The 26,393-nt window shown below is 46.1% G+C and carries 21 protein-coding genes; 9 read left to right on the forward strand and 12 right to left on the reverse strand.

Annotated elements, in window-relative coordinates; genetic code table 11:
• Positions 1-266: 266 nt before the first annotated feature.
• Genes hemG through OH463_RS24185 form a run of 3 tightly spaced genes read right to left on the reverse strand, consistent with a single transcriptional unit; the run spans position 267 to position 2,931 of the window.
• Entirely contained in the window at positions 267-794 is a 528-nt protein-coding gene (gene hemG, locus OH463_RS24175; RefSeq protein ID WP_005451088.1) for a menaquinone-dependent protoporphyrinogen IX dehydrogenase, read from the reverse strand.
• A 9-nt stretch (positions 795-803) separates the two neighbouring features.
• Positions 804-2,261, reverse strand: a complete 1,458-nt coding sequence (locus tag OH463_RS24180; protein ID WP_005451087.1) for a TrkH family potassium uptake protein — start codon at positions 2,259-2,261, stop codon at positions 804-806.
• A 46-nt stretch (positions 2,262-2,307) separates the two neighbouring features.
• Entirely contained in the window at positions 2,308-2,931 is a 624-nt protein-coding gene (locus OH463_RS24185) for a YigZ family protein (protein ID WP_017191025.1), read from the reverse strand.
• A gap of 268 nt (positions 2,932-3,199) precedes the next feature.
• Between OH463_RS24185 and fadB the strand changes: the two genes are divergently transcribed.
• From fadB to acuI, 3 genes are all read left to right on the forward strand, one after another.
• Positions 3,200-5,371 (forward strand): fatty acid oxidation complex subunit alpha FadB, encoded by a 2,172-nt coding sequence (gene fadB / locus OH463_RS24190; protein ID WP_269992922.1) that lies wholly within the window; start codon positions 3,200-3,202, stop codon positions 5,369-5,371.
• 14 nt (positions 5,372-5,385) lie between these two features.
• Positions 5,386-6,561 carry an acetyl-CoA C-acyltransferase FadA gene (gene fadA / locus OH463_RS24195; RefSeq protein WP_005426042.1) on the forward strand — a complete coding sequence of 392 codons (1,176 nt, stop codon included), beginning with the start codon at positions 5,386-5,388 and terminating at the stop codon, positions 6,559-6,561.
• Positions 6,562-6,826: 265 nt separating this feature from the next.
• Complete coding sequence (gene acuI, locus OH463_RS24200; protein WP_269992924.1) at positions 6,827-7,807, forward strand: acrylyl-CoA reductase (NADPH); 981 nt, start codon at positions 6,827-6,829, stop codon at positions 7,805-7,807.
• A gap of 73 nt (positions 7,808-7,880) precedes the next feature.
• Here the strand turns inward: acuI and OH463_RS24205 are convergent, their stop codons facing one another.
• Together OH463_RS24205 and OH463_RS24210 are read right to left on the reverse strand one after the other, a co-directional pair.
• Positions 7,881-8,822: a LysR family transcriptional regulator gene (locus tag OH463_RS24205; protein WP_009699107.1), complete on the reverse strand. Its 942-nt coding sequence runs from the start codon at positions 8,820-8,822 to the stop codon at positions 7,881-7,883.
• A gap of 167 nt (positions 8,823-8,989) precedes the next feature.
• A complete protein-coding gene (locus tag OH463_RS24210; RefSeq protein WP_005426049.1) occupies positions 8,990-9,172 on the reverse strand; it encodes a hypothetical protein in 183 nt (60 codons plus the stop codon).
• A gap of 132 nt (positions 9,173-9,304) precedes the next feature.
• Between OH463_RS24210 and tusA the strand changes: the two genes are divergently transcribed.
• A complete protein-coding gene (gene tusA / locus OH463_RS24215; protein ID WP_005426051.1) occupies positions 9,305-9,553 on the forward strand; it encodes a sulfurtransferase TusA in 249 nt (82 codons plus the stop codon).
• 44 nt (positions 9,554-9,597) lie between these two features.
• Here the strand turns inward: tusA and OH463_RS24220 are convergent, their stop codons facing one another.
• The gene (locus OH463_RS24220) at positions 9,598-9,858 is read right to left on the reverse strand and encodes a hypothetical protein (protein ID WP_005451077.1); all 261 of its coding nucleotides are present in this window, start codon (positions 9,856-9,858) and stop codon (positions 9,598-9,600) included.
• 160 nt (positions 9,859-10,018) lie between these two features.
• A complete protein-coding gene (locus OH463_RS24225; RefSeq protein ID WP_005451076.1) occupies positions 10,019-10,573 on the reverse strand; it encodes a TMEM165/GDT1 family protein in 555 nt (184 codons plus the stop codon).
• 483 nt (positions 10,574-11,056) lie between these two features.
• Between OH463_RS24225 and glyQ the strand changes: the two genes are divergently transcribed.
• The 4 genes from glyQ (at position 11,057) to OH463_RS24245 (ending at position 17,839) form a co-directional block, all read left to right on the forward strand.
• Complete coding sequence (gene glyQ, locus OH463_RS24230) at positions 11,057-11,974, forward strand: glycine--tRNA ligase subunit alpha (RefSeq protein ID WP_005451074.1); 918 nt, start codon at positions 11,057-11,059, stop codon at positions 11,972-11,974.
• Between the two features lie 13 nt (positions 11,975-11,987).
• Positions 11,988-14,054 (forward strand): glycine--tRNA ligase subunit beta, encoded by a 2,067-nt coding sequence (glyS, locus tag OH463_RS24235; protein WP_009699104.1) that lies wholly within the window; start codon positions 11,988-11,990, stop codon positions 14,052-14,054.
• 217 nt (positions 14,055-14,271) lie between these two features.
• Positions 14,272-16,356, forward strand: a complete 2,085-nt coding sequence (locus OH463_RS24240) for an alpha-amylase (protein WP_269992928.1) — start codon at positions 14,272-14,274, stop codon at positions 16,354-16,356.
• Positions 16,357-16,585: 229 nt separating this feature from the next.
• Positions 16,586-17,839, forward strand: a complete 1,254-nt coding sequence (locus tag OH463_RS24245) for a valine--pyruvate transaminase (RefSeq protein WP_269992930.1) — start codon at positions 16,586-16,588, stop codon at positions 17,837-17,839.
• A 151-nt stretch (positions 17,840-17,990) separates the two neighbouring features.
• Here the strand turns inward: OH463_RS24245 and OH463_RS24250 are convergent, their stop codons facing one another.
• From OH463_RS24250 to dnaA, 5 genes are all read right to left on the reverse strand, one after another.
• A complete protein-coding gene (locus OH463_RS24250; RefSeq protein ID WP_005426066.1) occupies positions 17,991-18,428 on the reverse strand; it encodes an Hsp20 family protein in 438 nt (145 codons plus the stop codon).
• A 654-nt stretch (positions 18,429-19,082) separates the two neighbouring features.
• On the reverse strand, positions 19,083-21,500 hold the full coding sequence (gene gyrB, locus OH463_RS24255; protein ID WP_050933197.1) for a DNA topoisomerase (ATP-hydrolyzing) subunit B: 2,418 nt from the start codon (positions 21,498-21,500) through the stop codon (positions 19,083-19,085).
• Positions 21,501-21,519: 19 nt separating this feature from the next.
• On the reverse strand, positions 21,520-22,593 hold the full coding sequence (recF, locus tag OH463_RS24260; RefSeq protein ID WP_045451498.1) for a DNA replication/repair protein RecF: 1,074 nt from the start codon (positions 22,591-22,593) through the stop codon (positions 21,520-21,522).
• A 9-nt stretch (positions 22,594-22,602) separates the two neighbouring features.
• Positions 22,603-23,703, reverse strand: coding sequence for a DNA polymerase III subunit beta (dnaN, locus tag OH463_RS24265; protein ID WP_005451063.1), 1,101 nt, complete (start codon positions 23,701-23,703; stop codon positions 22,603-22,605).
• Positions 23,704-23,766: 63 nt separating this feature from the next.
• Complete coding sequence (gene dnaA, locus OH463_RS24270; protein ID WP_005451061.1) at positions 23,767-25,173, reverse strand: chromosomal replication initiator protein DnaA; 1,407 nt, start codon at positions 25,171-25,173, stop codon at positions 23,767-23,769.
• Positions 25,174-25,603: 430 nt separating this feature from the next.
• On the opposite strand from dnaA, the gene OH463_RS24275 reads away from it, so the two are divergent.
• Positions 25,604-26,350 carry an amino acid ABC transporter substrate-binding protein gene (locus tag OH463_RS24275; protein WP_269992936.1) on the forward strand — a complete coding sequence of 249 codons (747 nt, stop codon included), beginning with the start codon at positions 25,604-25,606 and terminating at the stop codon, positions 26,348-26,350.
• Positions 26,351-26,393 lie beyond the last annotated feature (43 nt).

Raw genomic sequence — 26,393 nt, forward strand, 5'->3', positions numbered from 1 at the left:
TCCTATTGAGCTTTGCTCAAATCGGATGGCCATTTTAGCGAGTTAAAGTTTAGTGTCAATCACTTTTTTCAAACTTTTTATCAAGCGCTTCCGCTTGGCTAATTGCCTTGCTAATTTGACTTCGTTTCTTTCGAAGCGTTGCCGTGTCAGCGAGGTGGCATTATAGAGATTGCGATCACATTGGCAAGCCCTTTTTCTCGTTTTTTTTGATTTTTTTATCGTTCGGATAAATTTGCATCAAAAGCGTTCAAAAGAGCACGTTATTTCTACAGTTCTTTGAATTTATCTGCAAAAAGAGCCACTTTTTCCCAATTGGTGTATTCCACTTCTTTGGTCGTATCGGTTTCGCCCCCTGTCATCGACATAATGAACTTAATCATAGTTTTGTCGAACCAACCATAACGAGGATAATAAAGAGCACCAGCAAAAACACCAATTAAGATTGGTTTCCAAGGCGACTTGGTCAGGAACTTACGAATGTAAGCGCTACCCTCTGGCGTATCTTTTCCTTGGTCTTCTTTGCGAGCAGTTAGGTTTACGCAGAAAAATGCCACTTTACTTTGTTCAAGTTGATTGAGGTTTCGCTCAATAAACTGGTACAGCTTCTTATTAAGATGACCATAACGAATAGAGGCTCCAATCAATACTCTGTCGTATTGGCTGAAATCAATCGTCTCTACACTATGTAAATCCACCAGCTCGCAATCGAACTCTAATAGCTGCTCATCTATATAGTGGAGAATTTTTTTAGTCTGCCCTTCTCGGGAAGAATATAGAAATAATGCTTTTGCCACAATTTCCCCTTAACTGCGCCAAAACGTCGGCGTAAGTAAAATAAGTAAGGTAAAGATTTCCAAACGACCAAACAGCATAGAAACAATCAATACCCATTTTGCTTTGTCATTAACATCACCAAAGTGAAGTGCTACTTCCCCTAAGCCAGGACCGAGGTTGTTCAGAGTCGCAGCTACCGCCGAGAACGCACTTAGCTCATCCATGCCAGTCGCAATCAACCCCAGCATACAAACCACAAATACGAGCGCGTAAGCAGAGAAGAATCCCCAAACCGCATCAACAACACGCTGCGGTAGCGCACTGCCACCCACTTTGATGGTGTACACCGCACGAGGGTGCACCAAACGCTTCAGCTCACGAGCACCTTGTAAAGTCAGTAGCAGAATACGGATCACTTTCATGCCACCACCAGTCGAACCAGCACAACCACCGATGAAAGAAGAGAACAATAACAACACTGGCAAGAACAACGGCCAATCAGCAAAGCCGGTTGTAGTAAAACCTGCAGTAGTAGAGATTGACACAGTTTGGAACAAGGCTTGGTCGAAGGCATCATAAGGAGAGTCATACGAGTGATGATTCAATAATAATAAGAAGCAAACCAAGAACAGAACCACTTGAATAAAGATAAACGCGCGAAACTCTGGGTCTTTCCAATAGTATTTAGGATGCACGCCACCAGACGCAAACGCGGCAAAGTGCAAAGAATAGTTACATGCCGAGATTAACAAGAAGACAACGGTAATCATGTTAATGGCATAACTATCGAAATAGCCCATGCTGGCATCGTGCGTAGAGAAACCACCGATGGCAATCGTGGAGAAGCTATGACTAATGGCATCAAACGGCGTCATGCCTGCTAGCCAAAATGCTACGGCACATGCGATAGTCAAACTCAAGTAGATGTACCACAGTGCTTTTGCTGTCTCAGCAATACGTGGGGTCATCTTAGTATCTTTTACTGGTCCTGGTATTTCAGCTCTATACAGCTGCATACCACCGATACCAAGAACAGGAAGAATGGCTACCGCCAATACGATGATACCCATACCGCCAAACCACTGTAGAAGTTGGCGATAAAAGAGAATCGCTTTTGGCAACTCGTCGAGCCCGACGATCACCGTCGCACCTGTTGTCGTTAAAGCAGAGAAGGACTCAAAAAAAGCGTCAGTCACAGATACATTGGGGTTATCTGAGATCAGAAAAGGGATAGAGCCAGCACTGCCAAGTACAGTCCAGAAAAGAACAACAATAAGGAAGCCATCACGCGCTTTAAGCTCGTGTTTATGCCTGCGGTTTGGGAACCAACAGATCCCACCGCACACAAGAAGTACGAAGAAAGTCGTGACAAAAGGTACACCCGCACCATCTCGATAGATAAGCGCAACTAGCGCAGGCGCGAGCATTGTGACACTAAAAAGTGCGAGCAATAGCCCGACGATTCGAATAATTGAACGAAATTGCATGGATTGATTGACTAGCGAAGCTGTCCCTGTGGCTTCCTATTTTTCATTATTGTCCGTCTAGTGGGGTGACAATTGCCTTTGCACCACTTTTGTTGATGATAACTTGGGTAAACGCGCTCACTTCACGTAGCTCAATTTCCACCACTAATACCACCTGATCGCTGTATTCAGCATCCACTTCAACCGCACCAAACTGGGGCATAAGCGACTGTGCGATAGGCATAAACCCATAGTCTAACTCTAGTCGGAGTTTTGTGGTTATTTTTTTCTCAATTGTTTGAAGCAGCTTGAGCGCTTGTTGCACGCCGCCACCATAGGCTTTGACCAAACCACCTGTACCAAGCTTAATGCCGCCAGAATATCGAGTCACTACAGCGGTAATCTCTCCAACTCCAGAGCCAGACAGCTGAGCAAGGATTGGTTTACCTGCTGTCCCTGAAGGTTCTCCATCATCACTAAAGCCCCACTTCATCGAATCTTCTGGTCGACCAGCAACAAATCCCCAGCAGTTGTGTCTTGCATCAGCATGCTTGGTTTTGATCTGCTCAACGAATGCTTTCGCCGCTTCCACGCTTGGCGTATGTGCTAAGTAAGTAATAAAGACACTCTTTTTGATCTCTTCTTCAAATTGAGCAGGCTGAGCAGGAATCAGATAAGGCAGGTCATTCATAGGATTAAGTCACTTTTCTCTTTGTCTAAAGTCTATCACGAGAGGTAATTGTGAGTCGCATAAGATCTGCCTTAGCGCACAATGTTAAACACTTGTTTAAAAAATGTATTGAAATTAACCAGTCCGAAGTCCAAACTAACTTCACTGGTCTAACCAGAACAATAAATAAAACGACTTTCCTCTATATCTATTTGCTGCTCGACAGGCGCTCAGCCCGCAACAAATCGGTATACAGACAATCCAAGATTGTATGTCATGGAGATAGACAATGATTTACCAAGCCAAAACCCTACAGGTAAAGGAAGTACAAGATGGTATTGCAGAACTAAGCTTCTGCTCTCCAAAATCCGTTAACAAGCTCGACCTAGCGACACTAGAGTCACTCGACAAAGCCCTTGATGCACTAAAAGCGCACCAAGGACTGAAGGGCTTGATGCTCACCTCAGATAAAGACGCGTTCATTGTTGGCGCTGATATCACCGAATTCTTAGGTCTTTTCGCTAAGACAGACGCTGAACTCGATCAGTGGCTACAATTTGCTAACAGCATCTTCAATAAGCTGGAAGACTTACCTGTCCCAACTATCTCGGTACTAAAAGGCCACACGTTAGGCGGCGGCTGTGAGTGTGTGCTTGCAACTGATATGCGAATTGGTGACAAGACCACCAGCATCGGTCTACCAGAAACAAAACTGGGCATCATGCCGGGCTTTGGTGGTTGTGTACGTCTGCCACGTGTTATTGGCGCCGACAGCGCAATGGAAGTGATCACTCAAGGTAAAGCGTGTCGTGCGGATGAAGCGTTAAAGATTGGTCTTCTGGATGCGGTTGTTGATAACGACGCACTTTACGAGTCAGCATTCAAGACACTGACCTCAGCAATCAACGAGAAGTTGGACTGGCAAGCTCGTCGCAAGCAAAAGACATCACCTCTAACGCTAAGTAAGCTTGAATCAATGATGAGCTTTACCATGGCGAAGGGTCTGGTGGCACAAAAAGCGGGTCCTCACTACCCCGCTCCAATGACAGCCGTTATTACTATTGAAGAAGGCGCTCGTTTCGCTCGTAACGAAGCACTCGACATTGAACGTAAGCACTTCGTAAAACTGGCTAAGTCTGAAGAAGCAAAATCACTGGTTGGCTTGTTCCTCAACGACCAATACATCAAAGGGCTTGCTAAAAAATCAGCGAAGTCAGCGAGTAAAGACACGCAACGTGCGGCTGTGCTTGGTGCGGGCATTATGGGCGGCGGCATCGCCTACCAATCTGCATTAAAAGGCGTACCGGTGTTAATGAAAGACATCGCGCAACCTTCACTCGATTTAGGCATGACTGAAGCATCTAAGCTGCTAAATAAACGCTTATCTCGTGGTCGCATTGATGGCTTTAAGATGGCTGGTATTTTAGCGTCTATCACACCAAGCCTACATTACGCAGGCATCGAAGAATCAGACGTGATTGTTGAAGCCGTAGTAGAAAACCCGAAAGTAAAAGCAGCAGTTTTGAGTGAAGTCGAATCGCATGTCGGTGACGATACCGTTATTACCTCAAACACCTCGACAATTCCTATCAACCTGTTGGCAAAATCGCTAAAACGCCCAGAAAACTTCTGTGGCATGCACTTTTTCAACCCAGTGCACCGCATGCCTCTTGTTGAGATCATCCGTGGTGAACATACCTCTGATGAAACCATCAATCGCGTTGTTGCGTACGCAGCGAAAATGGGCAAATCACCAATTGTCGTTAATGACTGCCCTGGGTTCTTTGTAAACCGCGTATTGTTCCCATACTTTGGTGGCTTCAGCATGCTACTTCGCGATGGCGCTGACTTTACGAAAATCGACAAAATCATGGAACGTAAGTTTGGCTGGCCGATGGGACCTGCATACTTGCTCGATGTTGTTGGTATTGATACTGCTCACCACGCACAAGCCGTTATGGCACAAGGATTCCCTGAACGTATGGGCAAACAAGGTCGTGACGCAATAGATGCGCTGTTCGAAGCAGATAAATACGGCCAGAAGAATGGCAATGGCTTCTACAGCTACACCATTGATAGAAAAGGTAAGCCTAAGAAAACCTTCTCTGAAGAAATCTTACCGGTACTCGCTGACGTTTGTGCCGATAAACTGGACTTTGACGAACAGACCATCATTCAACGTATGATGATTCCAATGATCAACGAAGTGGTACTGTGTCTACAAGAAGGCATCATTGCCACTCCACAAGAAGCGGATATGGCATTGGTTTACGGTCTTGGCTTCCCTCCATTCCGTGGTGGCGTATTCCGCTACCTAGATAGCGTAGGTATTGCTGAGTTTGTTGCAATGGCAAAACAATACTCAGAGCTCGGTGCAATGTACCAAGTACCACAGATGCTGATTGATATGGCGGCGAAAGGTGAAAGCTTTTACGGTGCACAACAGCAAGGTTCTATCTAAGGAGGGATTCTAAAATGACTAATCAAACAAGAAATGTTGTCGTAGTCGATTGTCTACGTACTCCAATGGGTCGCTCTAAAGGTGGTGCTTTCCGTCATACGCGAGCAGAAGATCTATCTGCGCGCCTAATGAAAGGTATTCTTGCACGTAACCCACAAGTAAACCCAAGCGAGATTGAAGATATCTACTGGGGCTGTGTACAACAAACCTTAGAACAAGGCTTTAACGTGGCACGTAATGCGGCGCTACTTGCTGGTCTACCAATTGAGATTGGCGCCGTGACGGTTAACCGCTTGTGTGGTTCATCAATGCAAGCGCTTCACGATGGTACACGTGCCATCATGACAGGTGACGCTGAAATCTGCCTAATTGGTGGTGTTGAGCACATGGGACACGTACCAATGAACCACGGCGTGGACTTCCACCCAGGTATGTCCAAGACAGTTGCAAAAGCAGCAGGCATGATGGGCTTAACCGCTGAAATGCTTGGTAAGCTGCATGGCATTAGCCGTGAGCAACAAGACGAGTTTGCTGCGCGTTCCCATGCTCGTGCACATGCTGCAACCGTAGAGGGTCGTTTTAAAAACGAAATCCTACCAATTGAAGGTCATGCGGCTGACGGCACGCTGTTCACTCTAGATTACGATGAAGTCATTCGCCCTGAAACATCCGTTGAAGGTCTATCTCAACTTCGTCCTGTTTTCGACCCAGCCAACGGTACAGTAACAGCCGGTACATCATCGGCGCTGTCTGATGGTGCATCAGCGATGTTGATCATGAGTGAAGAGAAAGCTAATGAACTTGGCTTGAAGATTCGAGCACGCATTAAAGGTATGGCCATTGCGGGCTGCGATCCTTCAATCATGGGTTACGGTCCAGTACCTGCGACACAAAAAGCGCTCAAGCGTGCTGGTCTTTCAATTGAAGACATGGACGTGGTTGAGCTAAACGAAGCATTTGCCGCGCAGTCTCTACCATGTGCTAAAGACTTGGGTCTGCTTGATGTTATGGATGAGAAGGTCAACCTTAACGGTGGTGCAATTGCATTGGGTCACCCGCTTGGTTGTTCTGGCTCACGTATCTCAACGACGTTAATCAACCTAATGGAAGCGAAAGATGCGAAATACGGTCTCGCAACCATGTGTATTGGTTTAGGTCAGGGTATTGCGACTGTATTTGAACGACCATAGTCTGTTTAAGAAACGCTAGGTTGTAGTGATCAATTCAACAGTCACGAGCAAATGAACCAATACTGAAATTTTTTAGTATTACACTTAAGGGCGACATCTGATGTCGCCCTTTGTTTTACGCTAAACATTGCTTACATGCACAAAAAGCATACATTAAATGCTCAAGTTTCATTTTATTCATAGACAAAGAAGACATACACTTAGCAGCAGTTGATATCTTGCTGCATGTGACCCGAGTCACGCTACCGCACAATCGGAGAACCTTATGTTTAATGCTCTAGTTCTAAATCAAGAAGACAAACGTACTATCGCTAGCATCGAGAAAATCGATGAAACACAACTGCCTGAAGGCGACGTTCTGATTGACGTTGATTACTCATCGTTGAACTACAAAGACGGTCTTGCAATTACAGGTAAAGGTAAAATCATCCGTAACTTCCCGATGGTGCCGGGTATTGACCTAGCAGGTACGGTAGTAAGCTCAGAAGACGACCGCTACCAAGCAGGCGACAAAGTTGTTCTTACTGGTTGGGGTGTGGGTGAAAACCATTGGGGCGGTATGTCTCAACGTGCTCGTCTAAAAGCAGATTGGCTAGTACCACTACCAAAAGGTCTGGACAGCAAGAAAGCCATGATGGTTGGTACTGCTGGTTTCACTGGCATGCTGTGTGTTCAAGCACTGCTTGATGCAGGCATCAAACCTGAAAATGGTGAAATCCTAGTAACCGGCGCAAGTGGCGGTGTAGGCTCAGTAGCTGTGACGCTTCTAGCACAGCTTGGCTACAAAGTGGCAGCCGTGACAGGTCGTGTTGAAAAAAATGGTCCGCTACTAGAAAAGCTAGGAGCTAGCCGCATCATCGACCGTGTTGAGTTTGAAGAACCAGCACGTCCGCTTGAAAAGCAAGTATGGGCAGGTGCGGTTGATACCGTAGGCAGCAAAGTGCTAGCAAAAGTATTGGCGCAAATGGATTACAACAGTGCAGTCGCAGCTTGTGGTCTTGCAGGTGGCTTCGATCTACCGACGACAGTGATGCCATTCATTCTACGTAACGTTCGTCTACAAGGTGTGGATTCTGTTTCATGCCCATTTGAAAAACGTACTGCAGCATGGGAAAAATTGGTAGAACTACTACCAGACAGCTACTTCGAGCAAGCTTGTACTGAAGTAGAGCTAGCAGAAGCACCAAAATACGCTGAAGACATCACAAACGGTCAAGTAACTGGTCGTGTGGTTATCAAGTTATAAGCGTTAACTCTTCGATAGAATAAACAAAGCCGGGTCATTGCCCGGCTTTTTGCTATTTCGATTTTTGGAAAAATCAGTCCAACCCCATATCTTCAATTCGTTTAGCAATAAGACGACTACATTCTTCACGAACTACTGCACGCAACCATTCTTGAGCGGGAGAGTGTTCGCAACGTGCGTGCCAAATCATCGAATATTCAAACGGCGTGAATTGGAATGGTAATGGCTTCACTACTAAGTCATAGCGATCAGCAACCAAGTACGCTAAATCGGCAGGCACGGTAATAATAATTGGCAGAGTATCAACGATCGCCAGCGCCGCTTCCAAGTGATAAGCGCGTAATACCATCTGACGTTGCGGCTTCTCCACCAGCGCTTGTTCAATCAGCGCTTTAACCCCATCACTAATGGCAATCATGGCATGCGGATGACTGAGATAATCATCCAGACTCATCTCTTTCTCAGCTAGCGGGTGCTGCTTAGATAGCATACACAACACACCAACTCGCCCTAACACTTCACTGCGTAATGGCTCCACTGGACCTGTTGGACGACAAATCGCTAAGTCCGCGCCTTCATATGTTAATTGATCAGATAAGCGGTCGTGTTGCAGCGGCAAGAAGTTAAACGACACATTCGGTGCTTCTTGATAGATACGCGGCAACGCGAAGGGCAGAATGGTTTGCATCGCGTAATCAGTTGTCGCGATATTAAACGTCTGATCGCAACTGCGTGGATCAAACTCACGTGGAGAAAGCAATTGGCGTAGTGACTCCAAAGGCTCACCCAAAGAGCGATCAATTTCTAACGCTTTTTGAGTTGGGATCAAGTGCTGACCTTGACGAGTAAACAGTGGGTCACCAAGCAGATCACGTAAACGCCCTAGCACACGACTCATTGCCGATTGGCTTAAATTGAGGCGAGTTGCTGCTTTACTGACACTGCTCTCTTCAATCAGCACACGTAATGCGACCAATAAATTCAGGTCTCGACGATAGATGTCTTCTAATTCCACGATTTGCCACTTAACATGTAGAGGATTTAGGTAAATTGTACTCTTCAGGCAAAAAAAATCCCGCCTTTCAGCGGGGAAGCCCAAGAAAAATGGGGATAGTGTCGGAATGAAGTGTCGTTAAACTTGGTGAGCGGTATATCAATAGGTTCCGATTACAGCAAGAAGCGCTAATTTTCTTGCTCTGATGCACCTGACCATTTGTGCATCTCAATCCAAATCCCAATAATCGTTGCACTCATGCCTACAAGAGGCATCAATGAGGTTTCACCTGGCGTCCTAAGTACCAATGCACAGAACGAGATAAAACATAAAACCGAATAGATGGTTAGTCTGTCTAACGCTGTTAACATCGTCTCTCCTTGCCAGTTGTTACCAAATTGTTAATTTAAGGTAAATCAAAAAATTCGGTTTGCCAAGTGGTTATTGAATATTTTTTCAACGAAAGTAAAATTCAACGCTCAGTTAGTTACGAGAATCACACTATGAGCTTTAATCCTGAACTGGCGACCAAGACATTAGAGGCGGAAGGATTACGCTGCCCAGAGCCAGTGATGATGGTCAGGAAGACAATTCGAAACATGCAAGATGGTGAGGTATTGCTAGTTAAAGCAGACGACCCATCCACAACTCGAGATATCCCGAGTTTCTGTCGATTTATGGATCACCAGCTGATTGCGGCACAAACGGAACAGCTTCCATACCAGTACCTGATCAAGAAAGGTTTGGAATAATCTCAGCAAGATCAAAAACGGCAGCCCAATTGGCTGCCGTTTGTTTATTCATCGTATTCTAGTGTGCGAACTTCAGATTGTAGCTTGTTCAGTTGCTTTCTCATTGCACGCATCTCTTCATGCATCGGAATAATATGCGCGACCCGAATCCAAGCCTCTACTGTTAGACCAGTAAGGATGAAGGTCCCTGCAACAATCGGCAACCACATATCGGTCAACACCATTGCCAATAAGCACAGCGCTAAACCAAAGGTGAATAAATAACTCTGACTCTTTGGGGTCATCCCCATGTAACGTGTAAGCATAACCTTGCCCTCTCGCTATCATTCACACCATTAAAGTACCATGACAAGTATGACACTAATATGTCATCCGTCACGGTCCTGAATGATTTTGAACCAGAGTTTGAACTCATGCATAATTTCACTAGTTATTGATAATTAACACGATTTATCTTTAAGATGATCAGAAAAATGCTGCACCAATAGCAAGGGCAATAAATAGGAAAGCGGTCACCTTACGAATCAATCCTAAAGGCATCTTATCCGCCGATAGCTTGCCGATTAAAACCACGGGAACATTGGCAAGCAACATGCCGATCGTGGTACCAAGAATCACCCAACTCAATGCATCTGCGTATTGCGCACCCAAGATAGAAGTTGCAATCTGAGTCTTGTCGCCAATCTCCGCAACGAAGAAAGCAATAAAACTCGCAATGAATGGACCACGGTTGGAGATCTGTTCGTCATCATCCAGTTTATCTGGGATCAGCACCCAAGCCGCCATGGCGACAAAACTAACCACCAGCACCCATTTTAAAACCTCAGGCGAAAGGTAATCTGCCACAACCACACCTAACCATGCAGCCAAAGCGTGGTTGGCAATGGTTGCCAAAAAGATTGCGGCAATAATAGGGATTGGCTTGCGGTAACGACTGGCAAGTAATAGAGATAGCAATTGGGTCTTATCGCCAATTTCTGCTAACGCTACAGTAGTAATTGAAATAGCTAAAACGCTCACGACATGCTCATTGGGGCGGGATAATTATTTTTAACCTAAGACAAATCTCACGCCCCACCCCGGTTCATGATGATTTGTCTAAGGTCTTGCTAAACTCATCGGGTTGATGAGTCTCGAACGCCATGGTGATTTTGCACCAATTATGTTGACGAACGAACCAGATGAAATAGGCATTTCATCGAGTAAGCTACTCCCCAAAGACAGGCGCAATTCTAGCCACCTTTGCTCATCACCTCAAGAGTGAAAGCCAGTGAAAACTCCCTTTTAGGAAAAATTCAGCAGATAAAGCGGTAAAAATCCATTAAAGGAGAAAATTGCCCACGAATTAATCAAGATTAGCTCTACTCCCATGCTCAATATCTGGGTATACTTGATTGTTATTTTATTCAACCGTAATTACTTTGAATCGCTATTGTTGAGGCTATAAAACCCAGCAAAAGAGACGAATTCACAAGTAATAAGAGAATCGCGCGAACCTGACTTATGCAAAAATACGATATCAAAACCTTCCAGGGAATGATCCTCGCGCTGCAGGATTATTGGGCTCAAAATGGTTGTACCATTGTTCAACCGCTAGATATGGAAGTGGGTGCGGGTACCTCTCATCCAATGACATGTCTACGAGCACTTGGCCCAGAGCCAATGTCTACAGCTTACGTACAACCTTCACGTCGTCCTACCGATGGTCGTTACGGTGAAAACCCTAACCGTCTACAGCACTACTACCAATTCCAAGTAGCGCTAAAACCATCACCAGACAATATCCAAGAGTTGTACCTAGGTTCTCTAGAAGTTCTTGGTATTGACCCACTTGTTCACGATATCCGTTTCGTAGAAGACAACTGGGAAAACCCAACACTAGGCGCATGGGGTCTAGGCTGGGAAGTTTGGCTAAACGGCATGGAAGTGACTCAGTTTACTTACTTCCAACAAGTTGGCGGTCTTGAGTGTAAGCCAGTAACTGGTGAGATCACTTACGGTATCGAACGTCTAGCAATGTACATCCAAGAAGTAGACTCTGTTTACGACCTAGTTTGGAACATCGCACCAGACGGCAGCAAAGTGACTTACGGTGACATCTTCCACCAAAACGAAGTAGAGCAATCGACTTACAACTTCGAGCACGCAGACGTTGACTTCCTATTTGGTTTCTTCGAACAGTGTGAGAAAGAGTGTAAAGAACTGCTTGAGCTTGAAAAGCCACTGCCACTACCTGCTTATGAGCGTATCCTAAAAGCTGGTCATGCATTCAACCTACTAGACGCACGTAAAGCGATCTCAGTAACTGAACGCCAACGTTACATCCTACGCATCCGCAACCTGACGAAAGCAGTTGCAGAAGCATACTACGCATCGCGTGAAGCTCTTGGCTTCCCAATGTGTAAGAAAGAACAAGCGTAAGGGGTAGAGTAACATGGCAAAAGAATTTCTAATCGAGCTAGGTACAGAAGAGCTACCACCAACGCAACTTCGCACTCTAGCTGAAGCATTCGCAGCAAACTTCGAAGCAGAACTAAAAGGCGCTGAGCTTGCTCATGAAGGCGTGAAATGGTTCGCGGCACCTCGTCGTCTTGCACTTAAAGTAGCAGCACTAGCAGACAGCCAGTCTGACAAAGTTGTTGAAAAACGTGGTCCTGCGGTTTCTGCAGCGTTTGACGCGGAAGGCAACCCAACAAAAGCGGCTCAAGGCTGGGCACGCGGTTGTGGCATCACGGTTGACCAAGCAGAGCGCATGGTAACCGACAAAGGTGAATGGCTACTGTTCAAACAAGAAGTGAAAGGTCAGCCAACGTCTGAGATCGTAGTTGAACTTGCAGCGAAAGCACTAGCAAACCTACCTATCGCAAAACCAATGCGCTGGGGTAACAAAACGACTCAATTTATCCGTCCAGTTAAGACGCTAACCATGCTAATGGGCAGCGACCTAATCGAAGGCGAGATCCTTGGTGTCGCTTCAGACCGCACTATCCGTGGTCACCGCTTCATGGGTGAGCAAGAGTTCACTATCGATTCTGCTGAACAATACCCTGCGATCTTAGAAGAGCGCGGTAAAGTAATGGCAGATTACGAAGCGCGTAAAGCAATCATCCTAGCTGACGCACAAAAAGCAGCAGCAGCGGTTGGCGGTATCGCTGACCTAGAAGATGACCTAGTAGAAGAAGTAACGTCTCTGGTTGAATGGCCAGTAGTACTAACAGCGAAGTTCGAAGAAGAGTTCCTAAAAGTGCCTTCTGAAGCGTTGGTTTACACCATGAAAGGTGACCAGAAGTACTTCCCTGTTTATGACGAAAACAAGAAGCTACTACCTAACTTCATCTTCGTATCGAACATCGAATCAAAAGAGCCTCGTTACGTAATCGAAGGTAACGAGAAAGTAGTTCGCCCTCGTCTTGCTGACGCAGAGTTCTTCTTCAACACAGACCGTAAGCGTCCGCTTATCGACCGTCTGCCAGAACTAGAACAAGCGATCTTCCAAAAGCAACTGGGTACGATCAAAGACAAAACAGACCGCATCACAGAGCTTGCTGGCTACATTGCTGAACAAATCGGTACTGACGTTGAGAAATCAAAGCGTGCTGGTCTACTAGCAAAATGTGACCTAATGACCTCAATGGTATTCGAATTCACGGATACTCAAGGTGTTATGGGTATGCACTACGCTCGCCACGACGGTGAAGCAGAAGAAGTTGCAGTAGCACTGAACGAGCAATACATGCCTCGTTTCGCAGGTGATGAACTGCCATCTAACGGCGTTTCAACTGCAGTTGCAATGGCAGACAAGCTAGACACTATCGTAGGTATCTTCGGTATTGGTCAAGCGCCTAAAGGCAGCGACCCATTCGCACTGCGCCGCGCATCTCTAGGTGTACTACGTATCATCGTTGAATACGGCTACAACCTAGATCTTGTAGACCTAGTAGCGAAAGCGAAGTCACTATTTGGCGATCGCCTAACTAACGACAACGTTGAACAAGACGTTATCGAGTTCATGCTTGGTCGTTTCCGTGCTTGGTACCAAGACGAAGGCTTCAGCGTAGACATCATTCAAGCGGTTCTAGCTCGTCGTCCGACGAAACCAGCAGACTTCGACCAACGAGTTAAAGCGGTTTCTCACTTCCGTGAACTGGAAGCGGCAGAGTCTCTAGCAGCAGCGAACAAACGTGTAGGTAACATCCTAGCGAAATTCGACGGCGAACTAGCAGCAGACATCGACCTAGCACTTCTACAAGAAGACGCAGAGAAAGCACTAGCAGAAAGCGTTGAAGTAATGACAGAAGCGCTAGAGCCAGCATTTGCTACAGGTAACTACCAAGAAGCCCTAAGCAAACTAGCTGACCTACGTGAACCAGTTGACGCGTTCTTTGATAACGTAATGGTAATGGCAGACGACGAAGCACTTAAGAAGAACCGTCTGACACTACTGAACAACCTGCGTAACCTGTTCCTACAGATCGCAGACATTTCTTTGCTTCAAAAGTAATTCATTACTCTTCGAAGTGATTAAGAAATAACTAAAAGGGAAGCAGATGCTTCCCTTTTTTGTTGCCTTCAAACCGATGAAGGTGACGCTTATTATTCATTTTGTGAACAAGACTAAAATTTGTAGGGTGAGACGCGTTTAACTTGTTGGTGTAGAGCTCGGATTGTAGAGGCACAGTTTTGCTATAACTGGACTGTTTATTCGGGGGAAGGACACAATGAAAAAAACAATTCTCGCACTCTCTATAGGTCTACTGAGCGCCTGCAGCCAGATTCCAGAAAATGCCATCGTATTAAGCGTTGGTGATGACACCTCTGTTTTTGAAGAAAACTCACAAGGCTTACTTATCGCCGAGCAAAAACTCGAAAAAGGCAGTTATACCTTTACCATTGCTGACAGCAAGCAAAGCTGCGGCAGTAGCTTTGCCCTAGCAGAAGAAGATCGCATCAAGTTCAATCGTCCATTAAAAATGGATAACTGCGCCACTGATGCACAAATGCCGCTGCGCATTTTCAAAGCCAATACCTATCAATTTACGCTCAACCCAACCACCAATGAGCTGACGGTCAAAATCAAACCAAAGCAGAGTCAGGACATCACCTACTCTTGCCCTGTCGCAACTGACACGCCAAAAACCATCAATGTTGCTCAAACCTTTAATGATGGCACTGTCGTTCGTGATGCCTTAACCGGACAAGAAGCCACAGTCGCCAATGGCAGCGTCACCATGCAACCGGGTCCTATGAGCCAAGGTCTATTGCTGCTAGAAGAAGTTGAACAGCAAGTCGATAAACCGTTCAGTTGGGATAACGCAACGGTGTACTTCGTCATGACTGACCGCTTCTACAATGGCAACCCAGACAACGACAACAGCTACGGTCGTAGCAAAGACGGAAAATATGAGATTGGTACCTTCCACGGTGGTGACTTAGCGGGTCTAACGAAAAAACTCGATTACATCGAATCACTTGGTGTGAATGCTATCTGGATAACTTCACCACTGGAACAGATCCACGGCTGGGTTGGCGGCGGCGATAAAGGCGACTTTAAGCACTATGGCTACCACGGCTATTATCACCAAGATTGGACCAAGCTTGATGCCAACATGGGTACCGAAGATGAACTCAGAACCTTCGTCGATACTGCCCACAAGAAAGGCATTCGCGTGATTTGGGATGTAGTCTTGAACCACACAGGTTACGCGACATTAGCAGACATGCAGGAATTCGGATTTGGTCAGCTTTACCTTGATGACCAAGAAGCCAAAGAAGTCCTCGGTGAAAAATGGACCGACTGGCAACCAAAATCAGGACAAAGCTGGCATAGCTTCAACGACTACATCAAATACGGTGATAGCGAAGCGTGGGATAAATGGTGGGGCAAAGATTGGATCCGTACCGACATTGGTGACTACGATGCTCCGGGCTACAACGACATCACCATGTCTTTGAACTACCTACCGGATCTAAAAACCGAATCGACTCAGAAAACCGGACTCCCAAACTTCTTCCGCAATAAAAACACCAATGCGCAAGATGAGCTACAAACCCCACGTGAACATCTGATTACGTGGTTATCCGATTGGGTGCGCGACTATGGCATTGATGGCTTCCGTGTCGACACCGCTAAACACGTTGAAATGGAAGCGTGGGCAGAGTTGAAAGCCAGTACCACCCAAGCGCTTGCCCAGTGGAAGCAAAACAACCCGGACAAAGCTTTGGATGATCTACCTTTCTGGATGACGGGTGAAGTGTGGGCACACAGCGTGGTGAAGAGCCCGTATTTCGATAACGGCTTCGATTCCATCATCAACTTCGAGTTCCAATCTGACGTAGCGCCAAAAGCGCTGAAGTGTTTCGCTCAACTTGATAATGATTACCGCCGCTATGCAGAGCGCATCAATACCGATCCTGAGTTCAACGTATTGAGCTACCTATCTTCACACGATACACAGCTGTTTTGGTCAGCACGCAGCCGCAGCTTTGATGACCAAGCTCGTGCCGCAAATGCACTGATGCTGGCTCCAGGTGCAGTACAGATCTATTACGGTGATGAGATAGCTCGTGATTTTGGCATTACTGGTTCAGATGCTCACCAAGGCACACGCTCAGATATGCCATGGGATAAGATTCATGGCGAGCGTGAAGATCTACTGCAACATTGGCAAAAGTTGGGTGAATTCCGTAAACGCCACCCAGCGGTTGCTCAAGGTAAGCACATCACTCGCAATCAAGAAGGTTACTACGCGTTCGAACGCCAATACCAAGACGATAAGGTGCTGATTGTTTACACCGGTGAGTAAGTCATACTCTCTCCACCAGCAAGGGAAGCATAAGCTTCCCTTTTTTATTGCTCTTTTTGCCTTTTTATCTCGTACCTCTGGTCTGATGACACACTTTTTTCTTTTTCGGCTTAATTCACACTTTGCGTTAATTACGCATTGAGGTAAGGTCAAGGATTACTCGATAAGCCGATAAAACATCGGCACAAACATACACAAAGCAATCACAATGAATTAGGTATAACGACAAATGCAGTTCTCTAAGTTTGGTGAAAAATTTAATCAGTATTCAGGTATCACGCAGTTAATGGACGATTTGAATGATGGTCTGCGCACACCAGGTGCCATCATGCTCGGTGGAGGTAACCCAGCCGCCATTCCTGCCATGCTCGATTACTTTCGCCAAGCCAGTGAGGAAATGCTCGCCAGTGGGGAGCTCGTCGCCGCCCTCGCCAACTATGATGGTCCGCAAGGCAAAGACGCGTTCGTTAAAGCGTTGGCTCAGTTATTCCGTGAAACTTATGGCTGGGATATTTCCGAGAAAAACATCAGCCTAACTAACGGCAGCCAAAGTGGCTTTTTCTACTTGTTCAACTTGTTAGCAGGTAAACAGCCAGACGGTTCGCATAAGAAGGTGCTACTGCCTATCGCGCCTGAGTACATCGGTTATGGTGACGCAGGTATTGATGAAGATATCTTTGTCTCTTACCATCCAGAAATCGAGCTGTTAGATAACGGTCTGTTTAAATACCACGTTGATTTTGAGCAGCTCACCGTCGATGACTCTGTTGCGGCAATCTGCGCGTCTCGCCCAACCAATCCAACAGGTAACGTACTGACAGACGAAGAAGTACGTAAACTGGACAAACTAGCACGTGAGAACAACATTCCGCTAATCATCGATAACGCCTACGGTCTGCCGTTCCCAAATATCATCTTTGAAGATGTCGAGCCGTTCTGGAATGAAAACACCATCCTGTGCATGAGCCTATCTAAGCTTGGTTTACCGGGCGTGCGTTGTGGGATTGTGATTGCGAGTGAAGAAATCACTCAAGCATTAACCAATATGAACGGCATCATCAGCCTAGCACCGGGCAGTGTTGGTCCTGCGTTGGCAAACCACATCATAGGTAAAGGCGATCTGCTTAAACTGAGCTCAGAGGTGATTAAGCCGTTCTACAAACAGAAGTCGCAACGTGCGGTTGAACTGCTCCAAGAAGCGATTACCGATGAGCGATTCCGCATTCACAAACCGGAAGGTGCTATCTTCTTGTGGCTATGGTTTGATGAACTGCCAATTACGACAATGGAACTGTACCAACGCTTGAAAGCGCGTGGGGTTTTGATTGTTCCGGGAGAATACTTCTTTATTGGTCAGAAGGACGAGTGGAATCATGCACACCAATGCTTGCGTATGAACTACGTTCAAGACGATGAGATGATGCAAAAAGGCATTGCGATTATCGCAGAAGAAGTGGAAAAGGCTTACCGCGAAGGTAAATAGACCGATAAAACTCAGCCGTTCTTCTCTTTGAAATTACTGCTTTGAAATAGTGGCTTTGAAAGCCCCAAACTAAAAAGAGCGCCCTTGTCCATATGGAAGGCGCTCTTTCTCATTCTATAACCGTGTGGTTAACTGAAGTGTCTTTAGCTGATTAGCTGTTTTCAATCAGGTTGTTGCCACCGATAGCAATCTTACGTGGTTGCATCGCTTCTGGAATTTCACGAACCAAATCGATATGAAGTAGACCGTTTTCCATTGATGCACCAACGACTTTTACGTAATCCGCAAGTTGGAATTTACGTTCAAAATCGCGCTCCGCAATACCTTGGTAAACGTAGTTTTTACCTTCTTCTGCTTTACGCTCGCCCTTCACAATCAACATGTTTTCGTTTTGAGTCAAATCGAGCTGATCTTCAGCAAAACCTGCGACTGCCATAGTAATACGATAGTTGTGCTCGTCTTTTTGCTCGATGTTGTATGGAGGGTAGCCGCCAGAAGTGTTTTTCGCAGAGCTTGCTTCCATCAGGTTAAACAGACGGTCGAAGCCAATTGCATTACGGTATAGTGGTGAGAAATCTACATTACGCATAATCTATCCTCTTTTAAGCAATAGTCTTAGCCCAGATGAGGGTCATCCACATGGCGCATTTATGCAAGAAAACGCCAAGCTAAGGATCCGATGATTCATTCCTCTGACCTACTTTTTAGGTGCGGGGACATGATGTCGAATCTAGGGTCAAGTTGTGTGCTAATACTGAGTATCCTCTCTTGAGCGATCTCGTTTAGCGATTCCAGAGGCGCTGTTCTTCTCTTGTTGAGCAAGTCAGCCATCCCTCTTCATAACTAGATATAAGGTCGAAAAATGGGCTTTCAAGGGCTACGGTGAAAATATTTTAGATCCCCGACTCGGTCGTTCCTCCCTCTCGAAGATGACGTCCTAACATACTAATAATGAAAAGCGCCACTTATATCCACTCTTTCCTTAAATGTAGAGTTTCAAAGCCAAGCTTCCCCGCCTCCATAGAGTGCAGCCTATTCTTGTGTCTCGTTTCTTTTATCTGGTTTCTCTTACTCAATAAAAAAGCACCACCCGAAGGCAGTGCTTTTAAAATTCTATCAAAAGAAATTTAGATTCGTTTTTCCGCAGGGGGATAGCTTAGTTCTAGGAGAAGGCGCGCAGCATACAAGTGTATGTGAGCACCTTCGACAACGACATCAGCATATCCAGCAAAGGAAAAATAGTCTAAACGTCTAGGTTTGCTACTTTCAGCGCGTTCTCTTCGATGAAGTTACGACGCGGCTCAACTTGGTCACCCATTAGCGTTGTGAACAATTGGTCTGCGCCTACCGCATCTTCAATGGTTACTTGCATCATGCGACGTGTCTCTGGGTCCATTGTGGTTTCCCAAAGCTGATCTGGGTTCATCTCACCTAGACCTTTGTAGCGCTGTAGGCTTAGACCACGACGCGACTCTTTGATTAGCCACTCAAGTGCCGATGCAAAGCTTGATACTGGCTGAGTACGCTCACCACGCTTGATGTAAGCGCCTTCTTCTAGCAGACCGTCTAGCGCTTCAGATAGATCCGCTAGCTTGCCGTACTCTTTCGAGTTCAATAGGTCGATGCTTAGTGCGTAGTCGTGAGTCACACCGTGAGTACGTACGATGATCTTAGGTAGGTTTAGACCTAGCTCTTCGTGTTGCTCAACTTCGAAGCTGTATTGGCTTGCGCCTACTTCTTTCGCGTTTAGCTGCTCAACAAGCTGCTTTGTCCACGCTTCTACTGTTGCAGCATCATGACATTGCTCTGCCGTTAGACGCGGCGTGTAGATTAGCTCATGAACTAGCGCGCTTGGGTAGCGGCGGCTCATGCGATCCGCTAGCTTGATACCAGCGTTGTATTGCTGAACTAGCTTCTCTAGCGCTTCGCCTGCCAATGCTGGTGCTTCTGCGTTTACGTGTAGCGATGCGTTATCAAGTGCCAAAGCAACTTGGTATTGGTTCATCGCATCTTCGTCTTTGATGTACTGCTCTTGTTTGCCTTTCTTCACTTTGTAAAGCGGTGGCTGAGCAATGTACACATAGCCACGCTCGATAAGCTCTGGCATTTGACGGTAGAAGAAGGTCAACAGTAGCGTACGGATGTGCGAACCATCGACGTCAGCATCGGTCATGATGATGATGTTGTGGTAACGCAGTTTGTCCGGGTTGTACTCGTCACGACCGATACCACAGCCTAGTGCCGTGATCAGCGTTGCTACTTCTTGAGAAGAAAGCATCTTGTCGAAACGCGCTTTTTCTACGTTAAGAATCTTACCTTTTAACGGTAGGATTGCTTGGTTCTTACGGTTACGGCCTTGTTTTGCGGAGCCGCCTGCCGAATCACCCTCCACTATGTATAGTTCAGAGAGTGCTGGATCTTTTTCCTGACAGTCTGCAAGTTTGCCTGGCAGACCAGCTAGGTCTAGTGCGCCTTTACGACGAGTCATTTCACGAGCTTTACGCGCCGCTTCACGAGCACGAGCTGCATCGATGATTTTCGAACAAACCATCTTCGCTTCTGCCGGGTTCTCAATTAGGAACTCAGACAGTTTCTCACCCATTGCTGATTCAACCGCTGACTTCACTTCAGAAGAAACCAGTTTGTCTTTAGTTTGGCTTGAGAACTTAGGATCAGGCACTTTAACCGAAACAACCGCAGTTAGACCTTCACGCGCATCATCACCAGAAGTTGCTGTTTTCGCTTTCTTAGAGAAGCCTTCTTTGTCCATGAAAGAGTTCAGTGTACGCGTTAGCGCTGCACGGAAACCGGCAAGGTGAGTACCACCGTCGCGTTGTGGGATGTTGTTAGTGAAACAGTAGATGTTCTCTTGGAAACCGTCATTCCACTGCATCGCCACTTCTACCGAGATACCATCTTCGCGCTCAAAGTCGAAGTGGAAGATTTTCTCGATGATTGGTGTTTTGTTGGTGTTTAGGTGCTCAACAAACGCTTGGATACCACCTTCAAACATGAAGTGGTCGCTCTTGTCTGCTTCGCGCTCATCAACCAGTTTGATTGAAACACCAGAGTTCAGGAAAGAAAGTTCACGTAGACGCTTCGCTAGGATGTCGTAGTGAAATTCTGTGTTCGAGAATGTTTCTGCACTTGGCCAGAAACGGATTTGTGTACCAGTTTGGTCAGTATCACCAATTACTGCTAGTGGCGCTTGAGGCTCACCATGATGGTAAGTTTGCGTATGGATATGACCGCCGCGGTGGATAGTCAGAACCACTTTCTCAGACAGTGCGTTTACTACTGAAACACCTACGCCGTGTAGACCGCCTGATACTTTGTATGAGTTATCATCGAACTTACCACCAGCATGAAGTACCGTCATGATAACTTCTGCAGCAGATACTTTTTCTTCTGGGTGCATTTCTGTTGGAATGCCACGACCATCATCCGTAACTGAAACCGAGTTGTCCTCATGAATTGTCACAACGATGTCTTTACAGTGACCTGCCAACGCTTCATCAATTGAGTTATCCACCACCTCGAAGACCATGTGGTGAAGACCAGTGCCGTCGTCCGTGTCGCCGATGTACATACCTGGACGCTTACGTACCGCATCCAGACCCTTCAGTACCTTAATACTCGATGAATCGTAATTTTCAGACATGAGTTTCTCTCTTCTAGTTTTACTCTATCCTGCCATGTTCCACATGAAACAATTTGCCCGTATCGTCCAACATATCGGCGATTTGGCTTTCAGTGATAGAGCTTACAAATACTTGTGCGCCCGTCTCTTTCAAGCAGTCAGCAAGACGCTTGCGACGTTGGCTGTCTAATTCCGACGCAAAGTCGTCAATTAGGTAAATACATTGTTTTCCGGTCATTTCGGTAAGGTGTTGTCCCTGCGCGACACGCAATGCACACACCATGAGTTTTAATTGACCGCGTGACAAAACATCCTCAACGGGCGTTCCGTTCACTTTAATGCGCAGATCAGCCTTATTCGGACCGCTAAAGGTGTAGCCCAACGACTGATCACGCTCGAAATTTTTTTCTAGTATCTCATGATAAGGGGTATCTTTGTCCCATCCACGATAATACTTTAATTGGATCTCAAATTCTGGCAAAAATGTCTGACAGATGGTTTCCGCTACGCTTTTCATCTGTTCGATGTACAGCGCTCGCCATTGACTGATGTTTTCAGCCAAACGCGCCATCTCTTGATCCCAATAACTGAGTTCACGATAACTTCTAGCGGTTTTAAGCAGTGCATTGCGTTGCTTGTTAAGACGCTTGAAACGCCCCCATGCATCATAAAAAGCAGGCTCGGTGTGAAACACACCCCAATCGATGAATGCACGACGATGCTTTGGACCATCCGTTAGTAGATCAAACCCTTCCGGATGTATCAACTGCAAAGGTAAAACTTGTGCGAGTTGTGCCAGTTTTTGCCCAGATTGACCGCCTATTTTAACCTCTGTTGAGCCATCACGCTGCTTATTAATGCCGATAGGTAGCTCAAATTGATCCGAGTTCAAAAAACGACCATGAACAAACAGTTCGTCACACTCATTTTGGATAACTCGCCCCGTCAGCGAACTCTTGAAAGAGCGTCCGTGTCCGAGCAAATAAATCGCTTCGAGAACACTGGTTTTACCGCTGCCGTTCGGCCCAATAAGAAAGTTAAAGCCTGCTGATAGGTCAATATCACAGGCTTTAATGTTTCGAAACTGCTGAATGATGAGGCGAGAAAGTGGCATTCAGATGGCTTATAGACGAATTGGCATCACCACGTACATGGCACTGTCGTCGTCTGCGTTTTCAATCAACGCACTTGCGTTCGCATCTGACATCGACACACGTACGTTATCGCAACGCAGTGTATTAAGCACATCAAGCACGTAGCTAACGTTGAAGCCGATCTCAATAGCGTCACCTTCAAAGGTCACGTCTAGCATTTCTTCTGCTTCTTCTTGCTCTGGGTTGTTAGCAGTAATGCGCATTTCACTACCCGCAAGATTCACACGAACGCCACGGAATTTTTCGTTAGAAAGAATCGCAGCACGTGAGAAGGCTTGACGTAACTCATCACAACTTGCTTCTAGCGTTTTGTTGGTGCTTTGCGGCAATACGCGGCGATAATCAGGGAAACGACCATCAACCAGCTTAGAAGTGAAGATAAAGTTGTTCACTTCTGCACGTACATTTGAGCTGCCAATTTGTAGTACGACAGGCTGTTCTGGCGCATCCATCAGTTTAACAAGCTCTTGTACCCCCTTGCGAGGCACGATAATTTGCTTTTGCGCAAAATCTGCACCGAGCTGAGTTTGAGATACTGCCATACGGTGACCATCGGTTGCCACGCTGCGTAGCGTCGTACCGTCGATTTCAAACAACATGCCGTTTAGGTAGTAACGAACGTCTTGGTTCGCCATCGAGAATTGTGTTTTTTCAATCAGCGTACGTAGATCAGACTGAGTTAGTGAAACTTCTACTTCACTCTGCCAATCTTCAATGTTTGGGAAATCGTTTGCAGGAAGTGTTGCCAGTGAGAAACGGCTACGACCAGAACGTACCTGTACGCGATCGCCTTCTAATACGAAGGTAATGATGGAGTCATCAGGTAGACCACGACAGATATCAAGAAACTTACGAGAAGGAACGGTAATGCTGCCCGCTTCAAAATCCCCTTCTAGAGTCACTTTGCTCACCAATTCCACTTCCAAATCGGTCGCGGTCATGGATAACACGTTATCTTCTACTTTAAGCAGTAGGTTACCCAGAATTGGTAGGGTTGGTCGACCACCTAATGCGCCCGAAACCTGTTGTAGCGGTTTGATTAAATGACTACGTTCAATAGTAAATTTCATGCTTGGCTCTTTACGCTGTCAGCTCAATTAATGATTTGCTTGGAATACTGTCATTCTAACCGATTAAGAAGACAGGGTGCGAATCAAGTTAGAGTAATCTTCTTTAATATCGTGGCTCTCTTCACGTAGCTGCTCAATCTTGCGACAAGCATGCAGTACAGTGGTGTGGTCACGACCACCAAACGCATCACCAATTTCCGGCAAGCTATGATTAGTCAGCTCTTTTGCCAGCGCCATCGCCAACTGACGAGGACGAGCAACTGAGCGAGAGCGACGCTTAGACAGCAGATCAGCCACTTTAATCTTGTAGTATTCCGCCACTGTCTTTTGAATATTGTCGATAGTAACGAGCTTCTCTTGCAGAGCAAGTAGGTCGCGCAGCGCTTCACGAACGAAATCAATCGTGATTGGGCGACCGGTGAAGTTCGCGTTAGCAATAACGCGGTTAAGTGCCCCTTCCAACTCACGAACGTTGGAACGCAGACGCTTAGCAATAAAGAATGCCACTTCATCTGCTAGGTGGATTTGGTGGTCTTCCGCTTTCTTCATCAAGATCGCTACACGAGTTTCAAGCTCTGGTGGCTCGATCGCGACGGTTAATCCCCAACCGAAACGTGATTTCAGACGATCTTCTACACCGCTGATCTCTTTTGGGTAGCGATCTGAAGTCAAAATGATCTGTTGGTTACCTTCTAGCAATGCGTTGAAGGTATGGAAGAATTCTTCTTGTGAACGCTCTTTATTGGCAAAGAATTGGATATCATCGATAAGCAACGCATCAACACTTCGGTAGTAGCGTTTGAACTCTTCAATCGCATTGTTTTGCAGTGCTTTCACCATATCTTGCACAAAACGCTCAGAGTGCATGTACACCACTTTCGCATTTGGGTTGTTATCCACAATGGCATTACCCACTGCATGCAACAAGTGCGTTTTACCCAAGCCAGTACCACCGTATAGGAACAGCGGGTTATATGCAGCACCTGGGTTATCCGAAACCTGACGAGCAGCAGCAAGACCCAATTGGTTCGACTTACCTTCAACGAAGTTATTGAACTTATGTTTTGGGTTCACATTAGAGCGGTGGTTGATGTCTGCGATCACTTGCGCGTCATCATCCCACGTTTTATGCACAGGCTTACGGGCTTGCAGCTGAGCGGGCGCTGAAGACTCTGCCGCAACATCCGCCGGCGTTCGTGTCGGTGCCGGTTTTGGTGCTGCAACTCGGCGACTGCCAACTTCAAAGCGCAAACTAGGTACATCATTACCGCAGTATTCTTGCAGTAAGCGATTAATGCTATTCAGGTACTTGTCACGAACCCAATCCAACACAAAGCGGTTAGGTGCGAACAAAGTGAGAGTATTGTCATTGAGCTCCGCTTGTAACGGACGAACCCACATACTGAATTCTGTAGCTGGTAGCTCTTCTTGAAGCTGCTGCAAACATTGCAACCAAAGCGAAGATGACACGGTGCCCCCACTGAGTATTTGAATTATCGGAAAAGACTGGCAATTTTACCTGTTGATAACCAAGATCGCCAGCAATTGATCGATGATCCAGTGAATAAGATCTAAGTTATTCACAATATTTTCGCCCAACTTAGTGAGATCAACACATCTTGCCCCAAATTTGCCCACACATTGATCCACATTTAGGCAAAATCAGTCAGATCGAGTCATTGGTGATAACTCTGTGTATGAATTTTCATTCATCGGCTTATTTCGATCGTCACTCATGCTTCTTTCGATCGTTTTTTCATCATTTATCCCTATATCTTGGCTACTATCTATACCAAATAAGATCTTATTACTCTGAGGTCTAGGTTATTGCACTTGGTTATTTCTTTAATTGAGCTAACTGACAGTAGTATTTCCAACCATAAAATTATGGAGATGTATTATGAAAAACTGGATTAAGGTTGCCATTGCAGCCATCGCTTTATCTGCCGCCACCGTTCAAGCAGCAACTGAAGTCAAAGTTGGTATGTCTGGTCGCTACTTCCCATTCACTTTTGTGAAGCAAGATAAGCTACAAGGTTTTGAAGTGGATATGTGGGATGAGATCGGTAAGCGTAATGATTACAAGATCGAATACGTAACAGCGAACTTTTCTGGTTTGTTTGGCCTACTCGAAACAGGTCGTATTGATACCATCTCGAACCAAATCACGATGACAGATGCGCGTAAAGCAAAATACCTATTTGCTGACCCATACGTAGTAGACGGTGCGCAAATTACCGTACGTAAAGGCAACGATAGCATCCAAGGTGTCGAAGATCTCGCAGGCAAAACCGTTGCTGTTAACCTAGGCTCTAACTTTGAACAGTTGCTACGTGATTACGACAAAGATGGCAAGATCAACATTAAGACTTACGATACTGGTATTGAACACGATGTGGCACTAGGTCGTGCGGATGCTTTCATCATGGATCGTTTGTCTGCCCTAGAGCTGATTAAGAAAACGGGTCTACCGCTTCAACTGGCAGGTGAACCATTTGAAACGATTCAAAACGCTTGGCCATTCGTGGATAACGAAAAGGGTCGTAAGCTACAAGCGGAAGTGAATAAAGCACTTGCAGAAATGCGCGCAGACGGAACAGTAGAGAAGATTTCAGTGAAATGGTTTGGTGCCGACATCACGAAGTAAAACTTCTCTTCTTTTAGGACGCAGGGCTTTATCTCGCGTCCTT

The organism is Vibrio sp. NFR, assembly GCF_027587095.1.
Lineage (GTDB): Bacteria > Pseudomonadota > Gammaproteobacteria > Enterobacterales > Vibrionaceae > Vibrio > Vibrio harveyi.

Excerpts from the sequence above, each read along its gene's own strand:
- OH463_RS24275 (WP_269992936.1), top strand. The coding sequence starts at position 25,604 with ATGAAAAACTGGATTAAGGTTGCCATTGCAGCCATCGCTTTATCTGCC.
- gyrB (WP_050933197.1), bottom strand. The coding sequence starts at position 21,500 with ATGTCTGAAAATTACGATTCATCGAGTATTAAGGTACTGAAGGGTCTG.
- OH463_RS24180 (WP_005451087.1), bottom strand. The coding sequence starts at position 2,261 with ATGCAATTTCGTTCAATTATTCGAATCGTCGGGCTATTGCTCGCACTT.
- dnaN (WP_005451063.1), bottom strand. The coding sequence starts at position 23,703 with ATGAAATTTACTATTGAACGTAGTCATTTAATCAAACCGCTACAACAG.
- OH463_RS24245 (WP_269992930.1), top strand. The coding sequence starts at position 16,586 with ATGCAGTTCTCTAAGTTTGGTGAAAAATTTAATCAGTATTCAGGTATC.
- glyQ (WP_005451074.1), top strand. The coding sequence starts at position 11,057 with ATGCAAAAATACGATATCAAAACCTTCCAGGGAATGATCCTCGCGCTG.
- OH463_RS24210 (WP_005426049.1), bottom strand. The coding sequence starts at position 9,172 with ATGTTAACAGCGTTAGACAGACTAACCATCTATTCGGTTTTATGTTTT.
- OH463_RS24250 (WP_005426066.1), bottom strand. The coding sequence starts at position 18,428 with ATGCGTAATGTAGATTTCTCACCACTATACCGTAATGCAATTGGCTTC.
- OH463_RS24220 (WP_005451077.1), bottom strand. The coding sequence starts at position 9,858 with ATGCTTACACGTTACATGGGGATGACCCCAAAGAGTCAGAGTTATTTA.
- recF (WP_045451498.1), bottom strand. The coding sequence starts at position 22,593 with ATGCCACTTTCTCGCCTCATCATTCAGCAGTTTCGAAACATTAAAGCC.
- OH463_RS24240 (WP_269992928.1), top strand. The coding sequence starts at position 14,272 with ATGAAAAAAACAATTCTCGCACTCTCTATAGGTCTACTGAGCGCCTGC.
- tusA (WP_005426051.1), top strand. The coding sequence starts at position 9,305 with ATGAGCTTTAATCCTGAACTGGCGACCAAGACATTAGAGGCGGAAGGA.
- OH463_RS24185 (WP_017191025.1), bottom strand. The coding sequence starts at position 2,931 with ATGAATGACCTGCCTTATCTGATTCCTGCTCAGCCTGCTCAATTTGAA.
- fadB (WP_269992922.1), top strand. The coding sequence starts at position 3,200 with ATGATTTACCAAGCCAAAACCCTACAGGTAAAGGAAGTACAAGATGGT.
- glyS (WP_009699104.1), top strand. The coding sequence starts at position 11,988 with ATGGCAAAAGAATTTCTAATCGAGCTAGGTACAGAAGAGCTACCACCA.
- acuI (WP_269992924.1), top strand. The coding sequence starts at position 6,827 with ATGTTTAATGCTCTAGTTCTAAATCAAGAAGACAAACGTACTATCGCT.
- fadA (WP_005426042.1), top strand. The coding sequence starts at position 5,386 with ATGACTAATCAAACAAGAAATGTTGTCGTAGTCGATTGTCTACGTACT.